23 protein-coding genes are annotated in these 18,109 nt (G+C 38.8%); 12 read left to right on the forward strand and 11 right to left on the reverse strand.

Going from position 1 to position 18,109, the window contains the following annotated elements; all coding sequences use genetic code 11:
• Positions 1-5: 5 nt before the first annotated feature.
• On the forward strand, positions 6-1,004 hold the full coding sequence (gene trpS, locus FPQ10_RS11370; protein ID WP_144163626.1) for a tryptophan--tRNA ligase: 999 nt from the start codon (positions 6-8) through the stop codon (positions 1,002-1,004).
• 94 nt (positions 1,005-1,098) lie between these two features.
• On the opposite strand, the gene FPQ10_RS11375 is transcribed toward trpS, so the two are convergent.
• The 7 genes from FPQ10_RS11375 to FPQ10_RS11405 form a co-directional block, all read right to left on the reverse strand.
• Positions 1,099-2,031, reverse strand: coding sequence for a LysM peptidoglycan-binding and 3D domain-containing protein (locus tag FPQ10_RS11375; RefSeq protein WP_144163627.1), 933 nt, complete (start codon positions 2,029-2,031; stop codon positions 1,099-1,101).
• A gap of 186 nt (positions 2,032-2,217) precedes the next feature.
• On the reverse strand, positions 2,218-2,976 hold the full coding sequence (locus tag FPQ10_RS11380; protein ID WP_144163628.1) for a DUF3603 family protein: 759 nt from the start codon (positions 2,974-2,976) through the stop codon (positions 2,218-2,220).
• A 72-nt stretch (positions 2,977-3,048) separates the two neighbouring features.
• A complete protein-coding gene (locus FPQ10_RS11385) occupies positions 3,049-3,255 on the reverse strand; it encodes a YuzI family membrane protein (protein ID WP_144163629.1) in 207 nt (68 codons plus the stop codon).
• Between the two features lie 365 nt (positions 3,256-3,620).
• Positions 3,621-4,859 (reverse strand): beta-ketoacyl-ACP synthase II, encoded by a 1,239-nt coding sequence (fabF, locus tag FPQ10_RS11390; RefSeq protein ID WP_144163630.1) that lies wholly within the window; start codon positions 4,857-4,859, stop codon positions 3,621-3,623.
• Positions 4,860-4,915: 56 nt separating this feature from the next.
• The gene (locus FPQ10_RS11395; protein WP_144163631.1) at positions 4,916-5,854 is read right to left on the reverse strand and encodes a beta-ketoacyl-ACP synthase III; all 939 of its coding nucleotides are present in this window, start codon (positions 5,852-5,854) and stop codon (positions 4,916-4,918) included.
• A 150-nt stretch (positions 5,855-6,004) separates the two neighbouring features.
• Positions 6,005-6,952, reverse strand: coding sequence for a BMP family ABC transporter substrate-binding protein (locus FPQ10_RS11400; RefSeq protein WP_186278668.1), 948 nt, complete (start codon positions 6,950-6,952; stop codon positions 6,005-6,007).
• A gap of 128 nt (positions 6,953-7,080) precedes the next feature.
• Entirely contained in the window at positions 7,081-7,659 is a 579-nt protein-coding gene (locus FPQ10_RS11405) for a hypothetical protein (protein WP_144163633.1), read from the reverse strand.
• A 136-nt stretch (positions 7,660-7,795) separates the two neighbouring features.
• Between FPQ10_RS11405 and FPQ10_RS11410 the strand changes: the two genes are divergently transcribed.
• Positions 7,796-7,978 carry a YjzD family protein gene (locus FPQ10_RS11410; RefSeq protein ID WP_144163634.1) on the forward strand — a complete coding sequence of 61 codons (183 nt, stop codon included), beginning with the start codon at positions 7,796-7,798 and terminating at the stop codon, positions 7,976-7,978.
• Between the two features lie 123 nt (positions 7,979-8,101).
• On the opposite strand, the gene FPQ10_RS11415 is transcribed toward FPQ10_RS11410, so the two are convergent.
• Positions 8,102-8,389, reverse strand: coding sequence for a hypothetical protein (locus FPQ10_RS11415; RefSeq protein ID WP_255439931.1), 288 nt, complete (start codon positions 8,387-8,389; stop codon positions 8,102-8,104).
• Between the two features lie 71 nt (positions 8,390-8,460).
• On the opposite strand from FPQ10_RS11415, the gene FPQ10_RS11420 reads away from it, so the two are divergent.
• Both FPQ10_RS11420 and FPQ10_RS11425 read left to right on the forward strand, forming a co-directional pair.
• Positions 8,461-9,276, forward strand: a complete 816-nt coding sequence (locus FPQ10_RS11420) for an undecaprenyl-diphosphate phosphatase (RefSeq protein WP_144163635.1) — start codon at positions 8,461-8,463, stop codon at positions 9,274-9,276.
• A 225-nt stretch (positions 9,277-9,501) separates the two neighbouring features.
• Positions 9,502-9,744 carry a hypothetical protein gene (locus FPQ10_RS11425; protein WP_144163636.1) on the forward strand — a complete coding sequence of 81 codons (243 nt, stop codon included), beginning with the start codon at positions 9,502-9,504 and terminating at the stop codon, positions 9,742-9,744.
• Positions 9,745-9,831: 87 nt separating this feature from the next.
• Here FPQ10_RS11425 and FPQ10_RS11430 read toward each other — a convergent pair whose 3' ends face one another.
• Positions 9,832-10,143 (reverse strand): metal-sulfur cluster assembly factor, encoded by a 312-nt coding sequence (locus FPQ10_RS11430; RefSeq protein WP_144088606.1) that lies wholly within the window; start codon positions 10,141-10,143, stop codon positions 9,832-9,834.
• A 68-nt stretch (positions 10,144-10,211) separates the two neighbouring features.
• The gene (locus FPQ10_RS11435; RefSeq protein ID WP_144163637.1) at positions 10,212-10,970 is read right to left on the reverse strand and encodes a prolyl oligopeptidase family serine peptidase; all 759 of its coding nucleotides are present in this window, start codon (positions 10,968-10,970) and stop codon (positions 10,212-10,214) included.
• Between the two features lie 160 nt (positions 10,971-11,130).
• On the opposite strand from FPQ10_RS11435, the gene FPQ10_RS11440 reads away from it, so the two are divergent.
• The 8 genes from FPQ10_RS11440 (at position 11,131) to dat (ending at position 17,069) form a co-directional block, all read left to right on the forward strand.
• Positions 11,131-11,967 (forward strand): Cof-type HAD-IIB family hydrolase, encoded by an 837-nt coding sequence (locus FPQ10_RS11440; protein ID WP_144163638.1) that lies wholly within the window; start codon positions 11,131-11,133, stop codon positions 11,965-11,967.
• Positions 11,968-12,067: 100 nt separating this feature from the next.
• Positions 12,068-12,211 (forward strand): hypothetical protein, encoded by a 144-nt coding sequence (locus FPQ10_RS13395; protein WP_255439932.1) that lies wholly within the window; start codon positions 12,068-12,070, stop codon positions 12,209-12,211.
• A gap of 1 nt (position 12,212) precedes the next feature.
• On the forward strand, positions 12,213-12,410 hold the full coding sequence (locus FPQ10_RS13400; protein WP_255439933.1) for a DUF3813 family protein: 198 nt from the start codon (positions 12,213-12,215) through the stop codon (positions 12,408-12,410).
• A gap of 168 nt (positions 12,411-12,578) precedes the next feature.
• The gene (locus FPQ10_RS11450; RefSeq protein ID WP_255439934.1) at positions 12,579-13,502 is read left to right on the forward strand and encodes a phosphate/phosphite/phosphonate ABC transporter substrate-binding protein; all 924 of its coding nucleotides are present in this window, start codon (positions 12,579-12,581) and stop codon (positions 13,500-13,502) included.
• A 133-nt stretch (positions 13,503-13,635) separates the two neighbouring features.
• On the forward strand, positions 13,636-14,427 hold the full coding sequence (phnC, locus tag FPQ10_RS11455) for a phosphonate ABC transporter ATP-binding protein (protein WP_144163640.1): 792 nt from the start codon (positions 13,636-13,638) through the stop codon (positions 14,425-14,427).
• The gene (phnE, locus tag FPQ10_RS11460; protein ID WP_246569317.1) at positions 14,420-15,229 is read left to right on the forward strand and encodes a phosphonate ABC transporter, permease protein PhnE; all 810 of its coding nucleotides are present in this window, start codon (positions 14,420-14,422) and stop codon (positions 15,227-15,229) included. Before phnC ends, phnE (FPQ10_RS11460) begins: the two co-directional genes overlap by 8 nt.
• Entirely contained in the window at positions 15,229-16,026 is a 798-nt protein-coding gene (gene phnE / locus FPQ10_RS11465) for a phosphonate ABC transporter, permease protein PhnE (RefSeq protein WP_144163641.1), read from the forward strand. The genes phnE (FPQ10_RS11460) and phnE (FPQ10_RS11465) overlap by 1 nt, the downstream gene beginning before the upstream one ends.
• A gap of 194 nt (positions 16,027-16,220) precedes the next feature.
• Positions 16,221-17,069: a D-amino-acid transaminase gene (gene dat / locus FPQ10_RS11470; RefSeq protein ID WP_144163642.1), complete on the forward strand. Its 849-nt coding sequence runs from the start codon at positions 16,221-16,223 to the stop codon at positions 17,067-17,069.
• 493 nt (positions 17,070-17,562) lie between these two features.
• Here the strand turns inward: dat and FPQ10_RS11475 are convergent, their stop codons facing one another.
• Positions 17,563-18,024 carry a hypothetical protein gene (locus FPQ10_RS11475; RefSeq protein WP_144163643.1) on the reverse strand — a complete coding sequence of 154 codons (462 nt, stop codon included), beginning with the start codon at positions 18,022-18,024 and terminating at the stop codon, positions 17,563-17,565.
• Positions 18,025-18,109: the final 85 nt, after the last annotated feature.

Genomic DNA, 18,109 nt, shown 5'->3' on the forward strand with positions numbered 1-18,109 from the left:
TATCCATGCAACAAACATTGTTTTCAGGAATCCAACCATCCGGTCAATTAACAATTGGTAACTATATCGGTGCGATGAAGCAATTTCCCGAGCTTCAATACGACTTTGACAGCTACTTCTGTATTGTCGACTATCATGCGATTACGGTACCTCAAGACCGTTTGAAGTTACGTGAACAAACTCGTTCATTGGCTGCACTCTATCTTGCTAGTGGAATTGATCCTGATCAATCCACCTTATTTATCCAATCGGAAGTGAGCGCACATGTGGAGCTTTCCTGGATGCTTCAAACCATTGCTTCGATTGGTGAATTGGAACGTATGACCCAGTTTAAAGACAAGGCAAGCGGAAAAGAATCAGTTCCAGCAGGTTTGTTGACTTATCCACCACTAATGGCGGCGGATATCTTGCTTTATAATACCGACATTGTACCTGTTGGTGATGACCAGAAACAGCATTTAGAGTTAACGAGGAACTTGGCTGAACGATTCAATAAACGCTATAATGACATTTTTACGATTCCAGACATCCGCGTTCAAGAAGTCGGGGCACGTATTATGTCTTTGCAAGATCCAACTAAAAAAATGAGCAAGTCAGATGAAAATCAAAAAGCTTCAATTTATATGTTGGATGATTTAAAGCGAGTCGAGAAAAAGATCAAAAGTGCTGTTACGGATTCAGAAGGGATCGTCGAATACGATAAAGAAAATAAACCCGGCATTTCAAATCTACTCGATATCTATGCCGCTTTTTCAGATCAATCCGTAAATGAACTAGTTACTAATTATCAAGGAAAAGGGTATGGGGAATTCAAGACAGATCTAGCTGAAACTGTTGTAAACGCCCTAAGACCAATTCAAGAAAGATATCACGAATTGTACGAATCAGAAGAATTGGATGAGATTTTAGACCGTGGGGCGGAAAAAGCAGAAAAAGTTGCCAATAAAACCGTTAAGAAAGCTAAAAAAGCGATGGGGATCGGCCGCGTACATCTTAAAAGATGAATGTTCATTTCTCTCATAGAAACAAAAAAACAACCGTGATTTTTTTATCACGGTTGTTTTTTATGTTCCCAAACCGGGAATATGAAAAATAGATTTAATCAAGAATAGTAACTTCTACTGTTCTTCTACCCCACTGGTAAGCTTCTGCTTTTGTTGGCACGTGAAGGTCGATGATATTACCGTTGATGGCACCGCCCGTGTCACCAGCGATAGCTTCACCATAGCCTTCAACATAAACGCGGCTTCCTAGTGGAATGACATTTGGATCAACAGCAATTACTTTCTTGTTTGGACTGTTGTTCAAGTCAATACCTGTTGCGGTTACTCCTGAACACCCAGCACAATCAGCCGTATAAGCAGTTGCTTCTACAGTAAGGGTTCTACCCTCTTTCTGACTAGATTGCTGGCTTTGATTCGATGATTGATTTGATGAAGTCGATTGACTTGCTGTATTCGTTGCTTTTACTTTATCTTGTTTTTCTGTTGATTGTTTCTCTGTTGTTTGTTCTGTTGATTGTTTTTGTTTTTTCTCGGTTTTTTGTTCCTGTTTGTTGCTAGATTGAGCGTTTTGTTGATTACTAGATTGTGTAGCTGCAGATTCATTGTTACTTGACTGAACTGCTTGTCCACCTTCTCTAGCTTCTACTTTTTCATTGAACTTTTCTAGTGGAATGTCGAATTCTAGTTCTTGACCGATCAGAATTAAATCAGAATCAAGATCGTTCCATTCTTTAATATCCTCAACCTCTACATCGAAATCTTTTGCAATTTGAGATAGTGTTTCCCCTTTAACAACCTCGATTGTACGTGTGGCATCAACTTTTAATGTTTCACCCGTAATAATCAATGTATCCTCTAAATTGTTTATCTCCATAATGTCGGAAACAGTTGTATCAAATTTATCTGCTATTTGGTTCAGATAATCACCCTGTTTCACCTGGTAAGTTTCCTCTGCTGAAACTGAACTACTGAAAATTGCTCCAGAGATGATTAGTCCGCCAGCTAGCGAAAGAAATGTTTTTCTCATAAAAGATGTGTCCTCCCTCTAATCATTTTGACAAAACCAATGTTATCACAGGAGGACCCACCTTGTGGTTACGCAGGAATTAAGTGTATATGACAAACATAACAGGAATTCGACAAAATATTACCGAATTTTGTCGAATGTAATGATAGTGATATATTCCGAGGTATTTTGACCTATTTTACGGGATTAGATGCTTTTGATTGTGTTTTGTTTCTTTTGTTCCATCTCCCATAGTTTCTCAAAGAAGGGTTGACCTTTTGCCATCTTTTCACAAATTTCATCGTGTTTTTCACTCCAACCCTGCTTGATCTCACCGACTAAATAATGAAAACCTTGCTCAAAACCCATTTCTTGGATCGACTCATATTGTTCTGGTGTCCATTCAGTGAGCCAATAACGCAGCTCATCGATTCGTTTACTTTGATTCAGCTGATCGAGCATCAACATAAGTAAATGTTTCAATTGCCTTTCTTTCCTTGTCAAACCTAGCATGTATTGTGGTTGCAAAGAAAGGATATGATACTGTTTATCTTGGCTTTTGGCATTAAAGGAAAACTCCTGGGGCTTTCTGCTTTTGATGAGCTCCAGAACAAGTCGTTCCTGACGGGGAATCATTCGGCTTTTTCGAATTGGAATTTCATATCCCAGCGTATCGATCACCATCGTATGAACACCTTCAGTCATAATAAAGGCATGATCGAGAGGTATACGTTGGTGTTGTTTTTTTAAATAAGCTCGCTCAAAGACGAGATCTAATAAATCACGAGGTATATCTTGTAAGTCATTCTCTATGTAATCGAATAGATCTGCCTCGACATAGATGACAGGAATCTGATCAAGAAGTTCAATGGAATCACTTTTTCTCCACTCGTGAAAATGGCAAACATTGTACCCGTTTTCTTCACCTTCAAACCAATTCACCCATATATCATGAACGTATAACATATAAACCCCTCACTTTTTAAAGATCTTCTTCCTACGCTCATTATGACCAAGTGAACTATTTTTATTCTAAATTTATGACTGAAATGGATTTTTATACATGGAAAATATGAGCATCAAAAGTCCAAGCGGTAGTAAATAGCTTTCCGGTCGTTTATAAATAAATAGAAAAAAATCAATCAGATTCATACCGACAGGGAGAAAATTTAAATAACCGATAATCGACACGCCACCAACACAAGTAAAACCAAAACCAATCATGAATACGATTAATTGCCACATCGGAATACCTCCACGCTTGTCCCTTTCTTCATTATATGCATTTGTTTTTTGTACATGCTGAATCTACATAATTGAAGATGCGAGAAATAACTAAAAAGGATGCTATTTCATGTTCAACATTCAGCCGATTCCATTGCAGATCTGAATGAAGTGTAAACGAAGCCTTACTATATGCACCCAAAGTTTCAAGTTATGTACCCTTGAAATAACTATATGCGCCCAGCAAATGAAGATATGTGCCCTAATTCGTGATATTTGAGCCTGAAACTGTAATATATGCACCTGAATTCGAAAAATATGCCCCCCCCCAACCTAAAAAAGGACCCTCGAATTGATCGAGAGTCCTCATTGATTAGATGTTAACTTTAATTATATTTTTTAAATACTAATGATGCATTATGCCCACCAAATCCTAATGAATTGGACATGGCCACATTCACTTCTTTTTCTCTCGCTTCATTTGGAACATAATCCAAATCACATTTTTCATCAGGCGTTTCATAATTCACTGTTGGCGGCATGATATTATGTTTGATTGATAAGACCGATACGATAGCCTCTAAGCCACCTGCTGCGCCGAGTAAATGTCCCGTCATTGATTTTGTTGAACTCATGGCTAATTGATAAGCATGCTCACCAAAAACAGTTTTCACTGCATTCGTTTCATACTGATCATTATATTCGGTGCTTGTTCCATGTGCGTTAATGTAATCAACCGAATCGACTGCGACATCTGCATCATCCACTGCTTGTTGCATGGCACGGGCAGCCCCTTCTCCTTCTGGTGCTGGGGCGGTCACATGGTAAGCATCGCCTGTAGATCCATAACCACAGATCTCAGCATATATTTTCGCTCCACGCTCTTGAGCGTGCTCTAAAGATTCGAGGATTAATATACCAGCACCTTCACCCATAACAAAACCATCTCGATTTTTATCAAATGGGCGGCTGGCTGTCTTTGGATCTTCACTTTTCGATAAAGCACCTGCTTGCGTAAATCCAGCGAAGGACATATTTGTCATTGGGGCTTCGGTTCCCCCTGTAATCATGGCATCAGCATCACCACGTTGAATCACTTTAAATGCATCACCAATGGAATTCGTTCCAGATGCACATGCAGTCACTGTACAAGAGTTAATCCCTTTTGCACCAAACTGGATCGAAACTTGGCCGGCAGCCATATCAGGAATCATCATCGGAATAAAGAATGGACTCACCCGACGATGTCCTTTTTCAAGAAATTTTTCATATTGTGATTCATATGTCGACATTCCACCAATGCCAGAGCCGATCCAGACACCTGTCCGCTCTGCATTGGAGTCATCAATCGTAAGTTCAGCATCATCTAGTGCCATTTTTGCCGCAGCGACAGCGAACTGGGTGAATAAGTCCATTTTGCGTGCGTCTTTTTTCTCCATATATTTCTTCGGATCGAAATCTTTTACCTCTGCTGCTATTTTTGTTGGAAAATCATCGGCATTTACTCGAGTTAATTCACCGATTCCAACATGGCCGGAAATCAAATGGTCCCACATCGTCGATACATCATTTCCGACAGGTGAAACGACACCTAACCCCGTAACCACCACGCGATTTTTCGTCATGCTATAATACTCCCTTCTCTTTCATAAAAATGAATTGTGTAAAACTCTATAACATTCTATTTTCCCCATCTAAACGCAACTGCTCCCCATGTCAAACCGCCGCCGAAACCGACTAATACGACTAAGTTTCCATCTTTAATCGTACCTGATTTTACATCTTCAGACAAAGCGATCGGAATGGATGCTGCAGATGTGTTTCCGTACTTATGAATCTTTTTAGACATTTTTTCTTTTGGAATTTCTAACTTTTCTCTTGCCGCTTCCATGATTCGGATATTTGCTTGGTGAGGAATCAAATAATCTACATCATTTTTAGTTAGTCCAATTTTTTCAACAACATTCAAAGCTGATTCTCCCATTTGGCGCACAGCAAACTTAAACACTTCACGTCCATTCATATAAAGGAGGTCTTCTTCTGTTTGATATAAATGTGGAATTCCTCGCCCATCGGCTCCTAATTCAAAAGATAAAACACCTCGATTATCAGAAACCGGACCCATGACAACAGCGCCTGCACCATCACCAAACAGGACACACGTGTTCCGGTCTTCCCAGTTCGTAATTTTCGATAGCTTTTCAACACCAACAATCAAAATATTTTTATATGTTTCAGACTCAATGAACTGCTTTGCTGTCACCATGCCATACATAAAGCCGGCACAAGCTGCACTCAGGTCCATAGCTGCTGATTTAAAAGCACCAAGTCGTTCTTGGATTTGCGTTGCAACAGAAGGAAATCCCATATCACCAGTGACCGTCGCCACTAAAATTAAATCAATTTCATCTGCGTTAACTTCCGCTTCTTCCATTGCATTCTTGGCCGCTTCATATGCCATATCTGATGTATTGATCTCATCAGGTGCAATTCTCCGCTCCTCGATCCCTGTACGTGTTCGAATCCACTCATCTGAAGTATCAACCATTTTTTCTAAATCATGATTTGTTAAAATTCGATCGGGAACAAAATGTCCCGTTCCTAAAATACCTGCGTTCATATTGGAGTCAGCTCCTCACTTTATATTCATCTTACTATCTTATTCTATGACCTGGTATTAATTTTAACAGAAAAAAAAGCCCTCGAAAAGGCTTAATTAAAGAAAATCAATATCGATGAGCATCATACTCCATATTTTCATGTTAAAAATTTATTTTTCATTTATTTTCGAATATGCTTCCATTTTTTGATCCAACCAATTGCGCACAGACGGTGGGACATGATCACCGTAAGTCCCTAAGTGGACATATTGATTTTCAAAACCGAGTCGAATGATTCCTGAAGTTAAATTCCTGTCATCTAGCAGTTGAGCAATCTCCCGATAAATCTCTTCCATTTCAATGACAGTACTTGTAAGTACATTATTTTTCGCTAATTCATATTGATCATTAATGTATCCAATCGCTGAGATTCCATCTTTTTTCGCCTGATGAATAATAGGCGTATTAAATCCCTCACCAGCTGGAAAAACAACGTCAATTCCCTTCTGCACCATTTCTTGATAGTGCTTCATGGCTTGTTGTTGGTCGTACCCGCTCCCTATGGTTTTATAATGGATACGGACCTGAGGATTCACAGTGCGGGCACCCTCAAAGAAACCTTCTAGTGTTGTTGTTTCAGCATATGGTGATAAGATGCCAATTTGATTTTTTCTTGTCATTTCAGCTGCAAGCATCCCAGCATAATAATACGAATCATAGTGATCGAATTGGACTGCAGTGATATTACTGTCGTAAGCCGTACCGTCGAAATACACAAACTGAATATGAGGGTAGTATTCTTTTATTTGATCAAAATATTGTCCAAAACCTTCACCCTGTCCAAAAATCAAGTTAACTCCTTGCCGGTCGAAATCACTGACAATCTTTTCAAGCTGTCTCGCTTCCGTTACATTTTCTTCAAACATCACGCTCACATTGAATGTATCCTTGATCTCTAAAAGACCTGAATAGGCACTATGCCCCCACGTTTCATCATGGATGGTTCCTTCAAGAATCAAGCCAACATTTTCTAATTCCCCATCTTCGGTTAATAAATTACAACCACCCAATAAACTGGTTAGTACACCAATCAATAATAATAAGATTTTCTCTCTCACGTTATAGGCACTCCGGTTACTATTTTCTTTCATTGTGCTATGTTTTCGGGAAATTCGCAACAGTCAGGTACGAATATCTAGGTCTTTTTCTACATTGTACATGGTTCCTCAAACAATTTGATGTTGGGCTATGATAGAAAATAGATTGATTTCAGTTGATCTTTTCCATGTAAGTAAGCTTTTTGAGGCATTAAGTCATTCATCCCATGCATAATCATCCATCGAGCCAATTTTCTGGCTGGGATGTTCATTTTTGTTTCCGTGTTTTTCTTTTTGCCCTCTCCCTCGTTCGGATCCCGTTCTTTTTTAGGATCTTCTGGTCTGAGTATTGTTTGATCCATCGGTAGAAAACACTCATCATCGCTAATTTGAACTTCTTCTATTGAAATAATTGTTACCTGGTCGCCAGCTACTTGATCTACCCGATTTGAAAGTAAAATACCTTGCGTTAAATCAGATTCCGGCATTTTTTCAATAAAAATACCATAACTTGATGGGGACGTCGTTTTCACTTCCCCTTCTTCTAAATGAAAGCCTGCGTTCCGGCCAAAGGATAACTGTAATTGTTCAATTTGGTTATTGATCTGTTCTGAAGCATCTTTCGCCTCTATTTCACGGTAAGCATACACTTCATAACCTTCTTTTAATAACTCATCAATCACATAATAACAAAACCACTGTTCTATAGGATAAACAATAACCTCCATCAAATTTCACTCCTTATCTAAATAAGACTTGAACGATTCATGAACTTCCGAAGAAATTTATTTATTTTTACCGAATCATTTGATACACTAAATCATGGAAACAAGTTTTATGTTTGAACAATAGAGGTGAAGATCAATGAAATATATTGGGACAATTGTTTGGAGTTTCCTACTTAGCGCGATGATTGTATATGTACTTGGAAGTATGAGTGGCGCTTCATTCGACCTTACAGGTACATTTGTAATGACAGCTGTATTTACACTAACAGCAGTCATTGTCGGAGACGGCATATTAAGTAATGACGATGCTACCAATTAATGGTGAAAAGGTTGACTCTGGCGAAGCAAGCAGTCATTGAGTCAACCTTTTTTTTAGCAAAAATAACTTATGAGCAAGTGAGATTTTGTTCAAGACTCGTCAGACGACGAGTTTTCTTTATTGCTACCAAGGTAATAAACTTAAGGCAGCGATCGCAGTAAGAGGCAAAATGAGCCGTCTTAATCCACCAGGGCGATGTCCATACGGTGGGTATCCATATCCGGGACCATAGTACCCCCATTGTCTCGTTTCAAAAGTATTCACGTTAGGTATAATTAAATACACGTGGTCATCGTCCAAATCCATGATCACACCATCTATCTTTTCGCCATGCACCGTTTCGATAAGTACGTACTGTTTCATATGCTTACGGCACAGTGCATACATTGGACTTGATTGTTGTTGCGACACATAAACCACTCCTTTCAACGTTACTATATTCAACAAGAAGGGGATATGTGCCTGCAAGAGGAGGTTTCATCATGACAGAGTTGTGGGAATTATTACAGTTTTTATTTTTAGGATTGTTTCAAGGATTTACTGAACCGATTCCAATATCATCGAGTGGCCACTTAAAAATTGTCCAAGCATTCATGGACCTTGATTTACCTGGAGGCCTTACTTTCGAGGCATTTATCAACTTCGGTTCATTACTGGCAGTCTTGGTTGTATATAGAAAAGACATCTTTTCACTCGTCAACCATGCTTCTGACTATGTGTTTAAAAAGAATGAAGAATACAAAAGTGATTTTACGTATTTACTATTGTTGGTCATTGCTACGATTCCAGCAGGTTTATTAGGTGTATTCTTTGAGGATCTTTTTGGAGATTCATTTGCAGAAGTGAAATATGTAGGTTTAATGCTTATATTTACAGGTATTGCTCTGTGGGTTATCCGTAATCTGAAAGGCTACAAAGATGACACAGAAATAACCCTTAAAGACGCAATTATTATCGGATTGGCACAGTCATTGGCGCTGACTCCTGGCATCAGTCGCTCTGGTGCGACAGTTGTTGCTGCAATGCTTGTTGGCTTAAAGCGAGATAGTGCACTAAGATTTTCATTTTTAATGTATATTCCGGTTAGTGTTGGAACGACAATCTTTGCAGTGGATGATTTGGTCGGCAATCCAGAAATCTCCAGCCAGTTTATACTCTATATCATCGCTTTGTTGGCAGCCATTGTGTCTTCTTACTTTGCTTTGTTATTCTTCATCAATGTCATGAAATCCGGAAACCTGAAATACTTTGCGTATTACTGTTTAATCGTTGGTGTTTTAGTCTTTTTCCTTTTATAATGATGTGCAACATGTCGGGAAGAGCCTCGTGTTCTTCTCGATATTTTTTTATATCCTTTCAAAATTTCGGTGATCATTGAAAGTGTGTTTAAAGTGAATCGGGCGTTTAACATACCGGTTTTAAATCAAATGTTAGAGGTTGAGATACGAACATGGTTGGTGCCGGTTTTTATGTAAGAGAAGTACAAGAAGCGAATGATCATGACGATGGGCGTATACTGAAGTTTGCGAATATACATTGAAGAATCGCGAATTAACCCTGAAGGTTTGAGAATTAACCCTGAAGATTTGCAAATTAACACTGAAGGTTCACAAATTAACACTGAATCCTCGCAGATTAACCCTGAAGCCTCGCAAATTAACACTGAAGCCTGGCAGATTAACCCTGAAGATCTTCAAATTTACCATGAATCATCGCGATTAAGCGGATCATCTGATACCTACCGCCATCATCGAAACCTACGCTAAATTGGTATTTACCATCCAATATTTTAGAGCCACAAAAAAACAAAGCCCCTCTCAAAATGACGAAACATTTTGAAAAGGGGCTATTGATCAATCAGGAATTCCAAGTGCGATTTTTGCATATCGGGACATATTATCTTTTGTCCACGGTGGATTCCACACAATATTGACTTCTGTATCTTTTACTTCAGGCATGTCTGACATCGCGCGCTTGACATCTTGCTCGATGTGTCCAGCAAGTGGACAGCCCATTGCGGTCAATGTCATTGTAACGATTGCAGTGCCTTCATCATCTAAATCAATATCATAAACTAAACCTAAATTCACAATATCAATGCCTAACTCTGGGTCGATCACGGTTTCAAGTGCACCCCATAGATTATCTTTTAAGGCTTCATCCATGTTACAACCTCCTCTTATTTCCTTACTTCTATTATAAACAGATTTTATATTTATTTAAAGAAATAAAACTATTTCGCTTGCTCCGCAAACCAATTGCTTAAATGAATCATTGCTTCGCGGCTAACCTTATGATCTCTTCCTCTCTCCGTCACGTACTGTACTGGATAATCAGGTTGCTGTTCCAGTAATTGTTCGACGAAAGATGTTGAATGACTGAAAGGTACGACTTGGTCTTCTTCTCCGTGCCACACGAACAGTGGGCGCCCGTTCAACCGATCTAACTGCTTTGAAAGGTCAATTCCTTGTAAGGAAGCAATTTGCTCCTCAATCTCTTCTTGTGAAAAAGGAAGCTCTATGCCTTGTGAAGCAATACCTTTGATTAAATAATTGGCCATCTCTTGCGCTTTGGCTGAACCCATCATAATGCCAGCGTATGTAATCCAGTCATACTGAGTCAGCGCTGCTGCTGTAGAGATACCGCCCATACTCGTTCCCGCAAGTCCGAACTTTTCTTCCTTCATTAATCCTTGTTGCTGAACCCACGTATAAATCGTATGTAGCTCAGAAACGTTCGCCGAAACAATCTTCCAAAAATCTTGTTGAATTTTCATGAAGTCCGCCTCTTTTGCTCGTTCCCCATGATGGAAGCTGTCTGGCAATATGACGAGAAATCCTTTTTCGGCTAAATAATAGGCTTGTGCAAGGTTCTGCTCCTTTGAGCTCGTAAATCCATGAAAATAGACGACGACAGGTTTTTGTTGTGTTTCGTCATTCGATACTAGAAGGCTTGGAATTTGTTCAATGTTTTTGTGAGTGATGGTAATCAATCTCGCTCACCCTTTCGCTAAATGTTTTTCTACAATAGTATCTAAGAATAAACTGACATTCAACCAATACACGCAATGCCGGAATGCTTTCCGATACTTAATATGGTATACTGTATGAATTAGAGCGCGTTAACGATTAATTCAGCTGAGGTGAAAAACGATGGAAAAACATATTATTGCACTTGATCTGGACGGCACATTACTCACCGATCAAAAAACAATTTCTGAAAAGAATTTAAAAACAATCCAAGCTGCAAAAGAAGCGGGACATATCGTTGTCATTGCTACAGGCAGACCGCATCGTGGCAGTAAGCAATATTACGCCCAAATGGACTTAACGACACCTATGGTTAATATGAACGGTGCATATGTGCATCACCCAAGAGATAAAAGTTGGGGTGTCAAACATTCACCGATGCCTAAAGATACGGCATACGATATTTTCGATATTGCGAATCACTATGGTTCAAAAAACATCATGGCTGAGATTATTGACCAAGTATATATTGAAAAAAACGACGAGAGTCATATGACGAACTTTTTCACAGCAGGGCTTGAAGAATCAGCTATATTTGGCGATTTAAAAGAAAACTTAAAAACGGACCCATCGTCCATTCTTATTTATCCAGATAAAGAGGCAGTGCCAAAAATTCAGGAAGCATTGAATGAAAATCACGCGTCACTCATCGATCATCGTAAATGGATGGATCCTTTTAACGTTGTCGAAGTCATTCGTTCTGGCCTACATAAAGCAATCGGTCTACAGATGATTTCCAAGTATTACGACATTCCACAAGAACGAATCATTGCTTTCGGTGATGAAGACAATGATCTGGAAATGATTGAGTACGCTGGAGTCGGTGTAGCCATGGGTAATGGCATTGACGAGTTAAAAACGTTAGCGAAAGAAACAACATTGACGAATCAAGAGGATGGCATCAGTCATTTTCTTGAGGACTATTTACGCTTAAACAAAAAGCAATTCTCCAAAAACTAATTCGTTATTTATATTTTAAATATAATTGCACAATCTATACCTGAGCACTCGTAAAGTGTTCAGGTTTTTTCTTGTCGATTTCTCATGAGGAGGGCTTTGAGTGGACCGAGAAAAAAAGAAAACCACCGATGATCAGACAATACACCAAGAAGGTTCATCCAAGCCATCGGCGGCCGATCGTACGTTTACAGACAAAGACAGAAAACTGTCTGAAAAAGACCAACATACACGAGGAGGTTTTTAATTTGGCTAACAAATGGATTGAGCAAGCACGTCAAGCCGTACAAAGTTTAACCAACCAGCAGACGCATGCTAGTCAAGAGGATCGTCAAAAAGAGCTCGAACTCGTTCAACACAGTATCCAAGCTGCTTATGAACAAAGCACACCTGAAGAAGAAGAACAAGTTCGTGAGCTTGAGAACCAATTAAATAAGCATCTATAAAAAATTCTCGCCGCATTGAGCGACACAATTCCCCCTATTGTGTCGCTCTTTTTTGTAAAGAGTATGTAAAATTTGGTCATTTTCTAAAAAAATATGTTGTACTAATCAAAGAGATTACTTATAATGAAGTTGTTCCAATATTAACTACCAATAAGGGGGAAATTAGTTTTGAAAAAAGTTCTTATGTTGTTGGCTGCAATTTTGCTTGCCGGCCTACTAGTCGCATGCGGTTCAGATGATGAAGGTTCTGGAGATGGCGACAGCGGAAACTCTAAGCCAGATAAACTTGTCATGGGCTTTGTTCCATCCCAGGATGCAGAGACCATTGCAACTACTGTTGAGCCACTTGCTGACGAATTGGGAGAAATTCTCGATATTGAAGTTGAAGCTCGTACGATGACGAACTATAACGGCTTGGTTGAAGCAATGGGTGCTGAACAAGTACATATTGGATTCATCCCAGCGTTCGGTTATGTAATTGCTAACCAAGAATATGATATTGAAGTTATTTTAAAATCCATTCGCCATGGTTCTTCCACGTACAAAGCACAATACCTTGTACAAGCTGATTCAGATATCGAATCACTAGAAGATCTTGAAGGAAAAAGATGGGCTTATGCAGATGCTACATCTACTTCCGGTTTCTTATTCCCAGCTAACCAATTGATGCAGAAATTCGACATCGAATCTCCAGATGCGTTAACAACGGAATTCTTTGGTGAAACTGTCCAAGTAGGTGGCCACGATACAGCTGCAATCGCTGTATATGAAGGCGATGCTGATGTTGCGACAACATTTGATGATGTTCGTGAAAACTTGGAAGAAGAATACCCAGACATTAAAGATAAATTAAGAGTTTTAGAGTATACAGATGAAATTCCTAACGACACAATCTCTGTCATTCCAGAATTAGATGACGAGCTTGTCCAAGAAATCAAAGACGCTTTCATGTCATTTAATGATAATGAAGACATGATCAAAATCATGAACGACGTATACACTTGGGATGCTATTGATACAGCTGAACATTCTGAATACGACGTCGTTGCTGAAACTTATGAGCGCTTCGGTGATTCCGTATCACTCGATTAAAAAAATTTAAAAAAGTGATTCATTAAATGTACTAATTATGGTAGTTTATTAGAGGGAGGATGAATCCTCCCTCTTTCCCTATATTTATAGATGAATTCTGGGAAGATACATAAAAATCTTGAGGTGAAAATACATGATTCAATTTAAAGATTTATCCTTGGTTTATCCTAATGGAACGCAAGGTTTAAAGGATGTTAATGTGACGATCAATGACGGAGAATTTGTTGTTATCGTCGGCCTTTCCGGAGCTGGTAAGTCAACGTTTATTCGGAGTATTAACCGTTTGGTTACACCGACCGATGGAGAATTATTAATCGATGACGAAGACATACTCGGTTACAAAGGAAGTAAGTTACGTAGTCTTCGGACAAAAGTCGGAATGATTTTCCAAAACTATAATCTAGTAAAACGATCTAGCGTTTTTAAAAATGTTCTCGCTGGACGATTAGGCCACACTGGAACATTGCGATCCATTTTCAACCTCTTCAGCAAAGAAGATAAAGCGCTTGCTTATCAAAATCTAAAACGTGTAAACATTGAAGAAAAACTTTATAACCGTGCCGATCAGCTTAGTGGTGGACAGCAACAACGTGTAAGTATCGCTCGTGTATTGACACAAAAACCTGATTACATACTCGCAGACGAGCCAGTCGCTTCACTCGATCCACCAACTTCTCACCAAGTCATGAAATATTTGAAAAAAATTAATCAAGAAGACGGCATTACAACAATCGTTAACCTTCACTTCATCGATATGGCCATGGAATATGCTGACCGAATTATCGGGATGAGAGCTGGTGAAGTCGTCTTCGATGGTCCAGTATCCGAAGTTAGTGAAGAAACATTTGAAGAGATTTACGGCCGCTCCATTCGTGAGGATGATTTACGAGGTAGCGTTGAAGAAGATGGTGAAGCAAATGAATAAACCGTCCATTCAGGAAGATCGTTATGCACCGATGCTTTCTCCTTGGCGTGTGAAAGGAAAGATTACATTAATCTTTTTCTTGATCATCGGGTTATTGTTCTTTAGCTCACTTCAGACCGGTGTTGACCTACAAGCTTTAATCAGTGGACTATCGAACATGAATCAAATCATCGTGAAATTATTTCCACCAGACCCTGGAATTATAAACTTGGCGATGGACCGATTGATCGAAACGATTCACATGGCAATCATTGCATCAACATTTGCAACAATCATTGTTATTCCAGTTAGTTTACTCGCTGCTCGGAATTTGGCAACCAATTTATTTGTATACAATATTACTCGCTTTATTTTAAATATTTTGCGTACGATCCCTGATGTTGTTTTAGCTGTTATTTTCGTAGGACTTTTCGGGATTGGCGTATTCGGTGGTATTGTCGCACTTTTTGTTTTCTCTTTAGGAATTTTAGCGAAGTTAATTAGTGAAACGGTAGAGTCTATCGATATGGATTCCTTCGAAGCGATGCGTGCTTCAGGTGCAAGTTCTGTTCAAGCAATCGCTTTTGCAGTTGTCCCACAAGTATTGCCACAATTCACTTCGTTTTCGCTATATGTATTTGAGATTAACATCCGGGCATCGGTCGTTATTGGTTTAGTTGGTGCTGGAGGTATCGGAAACCTTCTCATGCAACAATTCAGCTTCTATAACTATGATGCTGTCATGATGATTATCCTAATTATATTTGCCGTTGTTGTCGTGATTGAATATATCAGCGGTAAAATTAGGGAGGCGGTTATATAATGGCACTAGAACAACCACCAAAAAAACAGATACCAACTTCTAAGCGGATAAAAAGAATCGCCATTGCATTAGCAGTATTGGCCATGTATATATGGACTTTCGTTTCCATTGATATCGACTTTGCTAGAGTCATCGAACGTGCCTCTGCAAACTTCAGTCGTGTCCTCCCTCGACTCTTCAGTCCAAACTGGGATATGGCTGGTGAAGTAGTCGAAATGATGATTGAAACGATTTTCATTGCGTATGTCGGTTCATTGGCAGCTGCAATTCTTGCGATTCCTTTAGGATTCCTTGCAGCACATAATATAACGAACAGCAAAATTTTAACCACAATTGGAAAATGGATTTTAAGTGCTGTCCGTGCTTTCCCTGAAATTATTCTAGCCATATTATTCGTTGTCGTCGTTGGTCCGACACCATTCGCTGGTATTCTAGCCATCGCCATTGGTTCAACAGGTATGCTAGGTAAACTTTATTCGGAAGTATTGGAATCAATCGATATGAACATTGTGGAAGCAATGAAGGCAAATGGTTCAAACGGCCTTCAAATTATGTTCCATGGTATTTTCCCTCAGATTATACCTGAATTTCTATCTTACGCGATTTATCGTTTTGAAGTAGACGTACGGGCATCAACTATTTTAGGTTATGTCGGTGCAGGTGGTATCGGTACGATGATTTTCTTTGCTCAGTCCTCTCGTAACTGGAGTGATATGGGGATGATTCTACTCGTGATTATCGTTGTCGTTACCATTATTGACTACACAAGCTCCTACATTCGAAAACGAATCGTTTAATAACTTACAAAAACACTGATTGTACCCTTCACTGAGTTCAATCAGTGTTTTTTTGTTTATAATTTTCAGCCATTTATAGACTGAATTAGATCAGTTGTGAAATAATGAATAACGGATGGGATAAGAATTTTCCTATTCATCTGATTTACTTATAGTGTATGATGGAATATGGTACTATACGAAGGAGTGACAACATGATTATTTTAAAAAACGATACGTTTATTGAACGAAAAGACGCCCTCATTGACATGGAAGACAGAGGTTTCCAATTCGGAGATGGAGTTTACGAAGTCATACGAATTTATAATGGGGAGTTCTTTTTACTGGAAGACCATCTCAAACGACTTCAGTATAGCTTGAATGAAGCTCAGATCGATGTCGACCTTACAAAGCGTCAAACCAAAGAGAAATTAATCGAGTTGGCTGAGAAAAATTCAGTCGATGACGGTGGACTGTATATTCAAATCAGTCGAGGCGTCGCACCCCGAAATCATTTGTTCCCTGCAGACGCAGAAGCAACAATCTTTGCTTATCCATTACCACTGAAAAAACCAACCGATCAACAAAAAAATGGCGTGAAAGCCATTCTGGATCAAGATATTCGTTGGCTCCGTTGCGATATCAAAAGTTTGAATTTAATGGGTAATATTTTAGCGAAGCAAAAAGCGAAAGACTCTGGAGCATATGAAGCAATCTTATATCGCGATGAAAACCACGTGACGGAAGGTTCTTCTACGAATATTTTCATTGTCAAAGACGGCAAATTAATCACTCATCCAAAAAACAATTATATTTTACATGGCATTACGCGAAAGTACATTCAGTTTTTAGCTGAGAAATTGGAAATCGAATTTGTCGAACGTGTTTATTCGGTGAAAGAAGTATTAGAAGCCGATGAAGTTTTCCTTACTTCTACGACTTCTGAAGTGACTCCAATTGTCGAGATCGATAACGAAAAAGTGAACGATGGACAGCCAGGACCGATTACGAAGAAATTATTAGAACAATACGATCAATATTTACATGTTGAGCGTTTAGATTAAGAGATTAAACAAATGAGCAGGCACTGACTTCGGTCGGTGCTTTTTTTTAAATGATAGTTTGATGTAAAAGTTGAAATTTAAAAAGTAAGATAAATTCGCCCTCGGAAACTAATGTAATACCGAAGCGGATAAGTATATTTTAAACGATAAAGAGCTCAAAATAGAGGTAAAGTTTGTGCACTCCATTTGATTAAAAGTATCCTATCAGGTGATAATTCACAAAAACGATGCTCTATCCCCGAATAGAAGTCTTCTAATCAAAGGTAACGGACAAAATTGATGCCCTATCCCTGAATAGAAGCGTTCTAATCAAGGGTAGCGAGTAAATACGATGCTCTATCCCCGAATAGAAGCTTTTCTAATCAAGGGTAGCGAGAAAAAATGACGCTCTATCTCCGAATAGAAGCCTTCTAATCAAGGGTAGCGAGAAAAAACAATGCCCTATCCTCGAATAGAAGCTTTCTAATCAAGGGTAGCGAGAAAAAATGACGCTCTATCCCCGAATTGAACTCTTATTTTTCTTCAATAATTTTTCCACACCATAGTAAAGGACAAAAAAGAAAATGACATGTCCAAGAAACCAATCGAAAACCGCAGCTAAGTCGGTTATCGCAGGTGTATCTGTTTTTGCAATAGTGGTCAATGGAAAGTATGTCAAAAAGGCTAAAAATGCTAGTAAAGCTGCCCACTCCATTCGCTTATCTTTTGAAGTGATTTTCTTTAAATTAATGGTCCATATATAAACGCGTACGAGAATGATCGCGACGAGCGTATGGAGAAAGAATTCAAACGCTGCAATCCAAATATTCACCTTACCTAACTCGATCAAAAAATCAATATTCATCAATAAAGTATATAATTGCTTACCTGTAAACTGTTCGATCAAATAAAAATAGAGACCCATTAAAATAGCAGAAAAGCTTCCTATTAAAATGGAAATAATCCACTGCTTCATCTTATTTCCTCCCTCAATAGATTAATTATTTCTTAGTTTTTCGCCGTTTTACTTTGATTTTCTAATTGACTTAGTTAGAAGCGCA

Source organism: Allobacillus sp. SKP2-8 (assembly GCF_007559355.1).
Classification (GTDB): domain Bacteria; phylum Bacillota; class Bacilli; order Bacillales; family Alkalibacillaceae; genus Allobacillus; species Allobacillus halotolerans.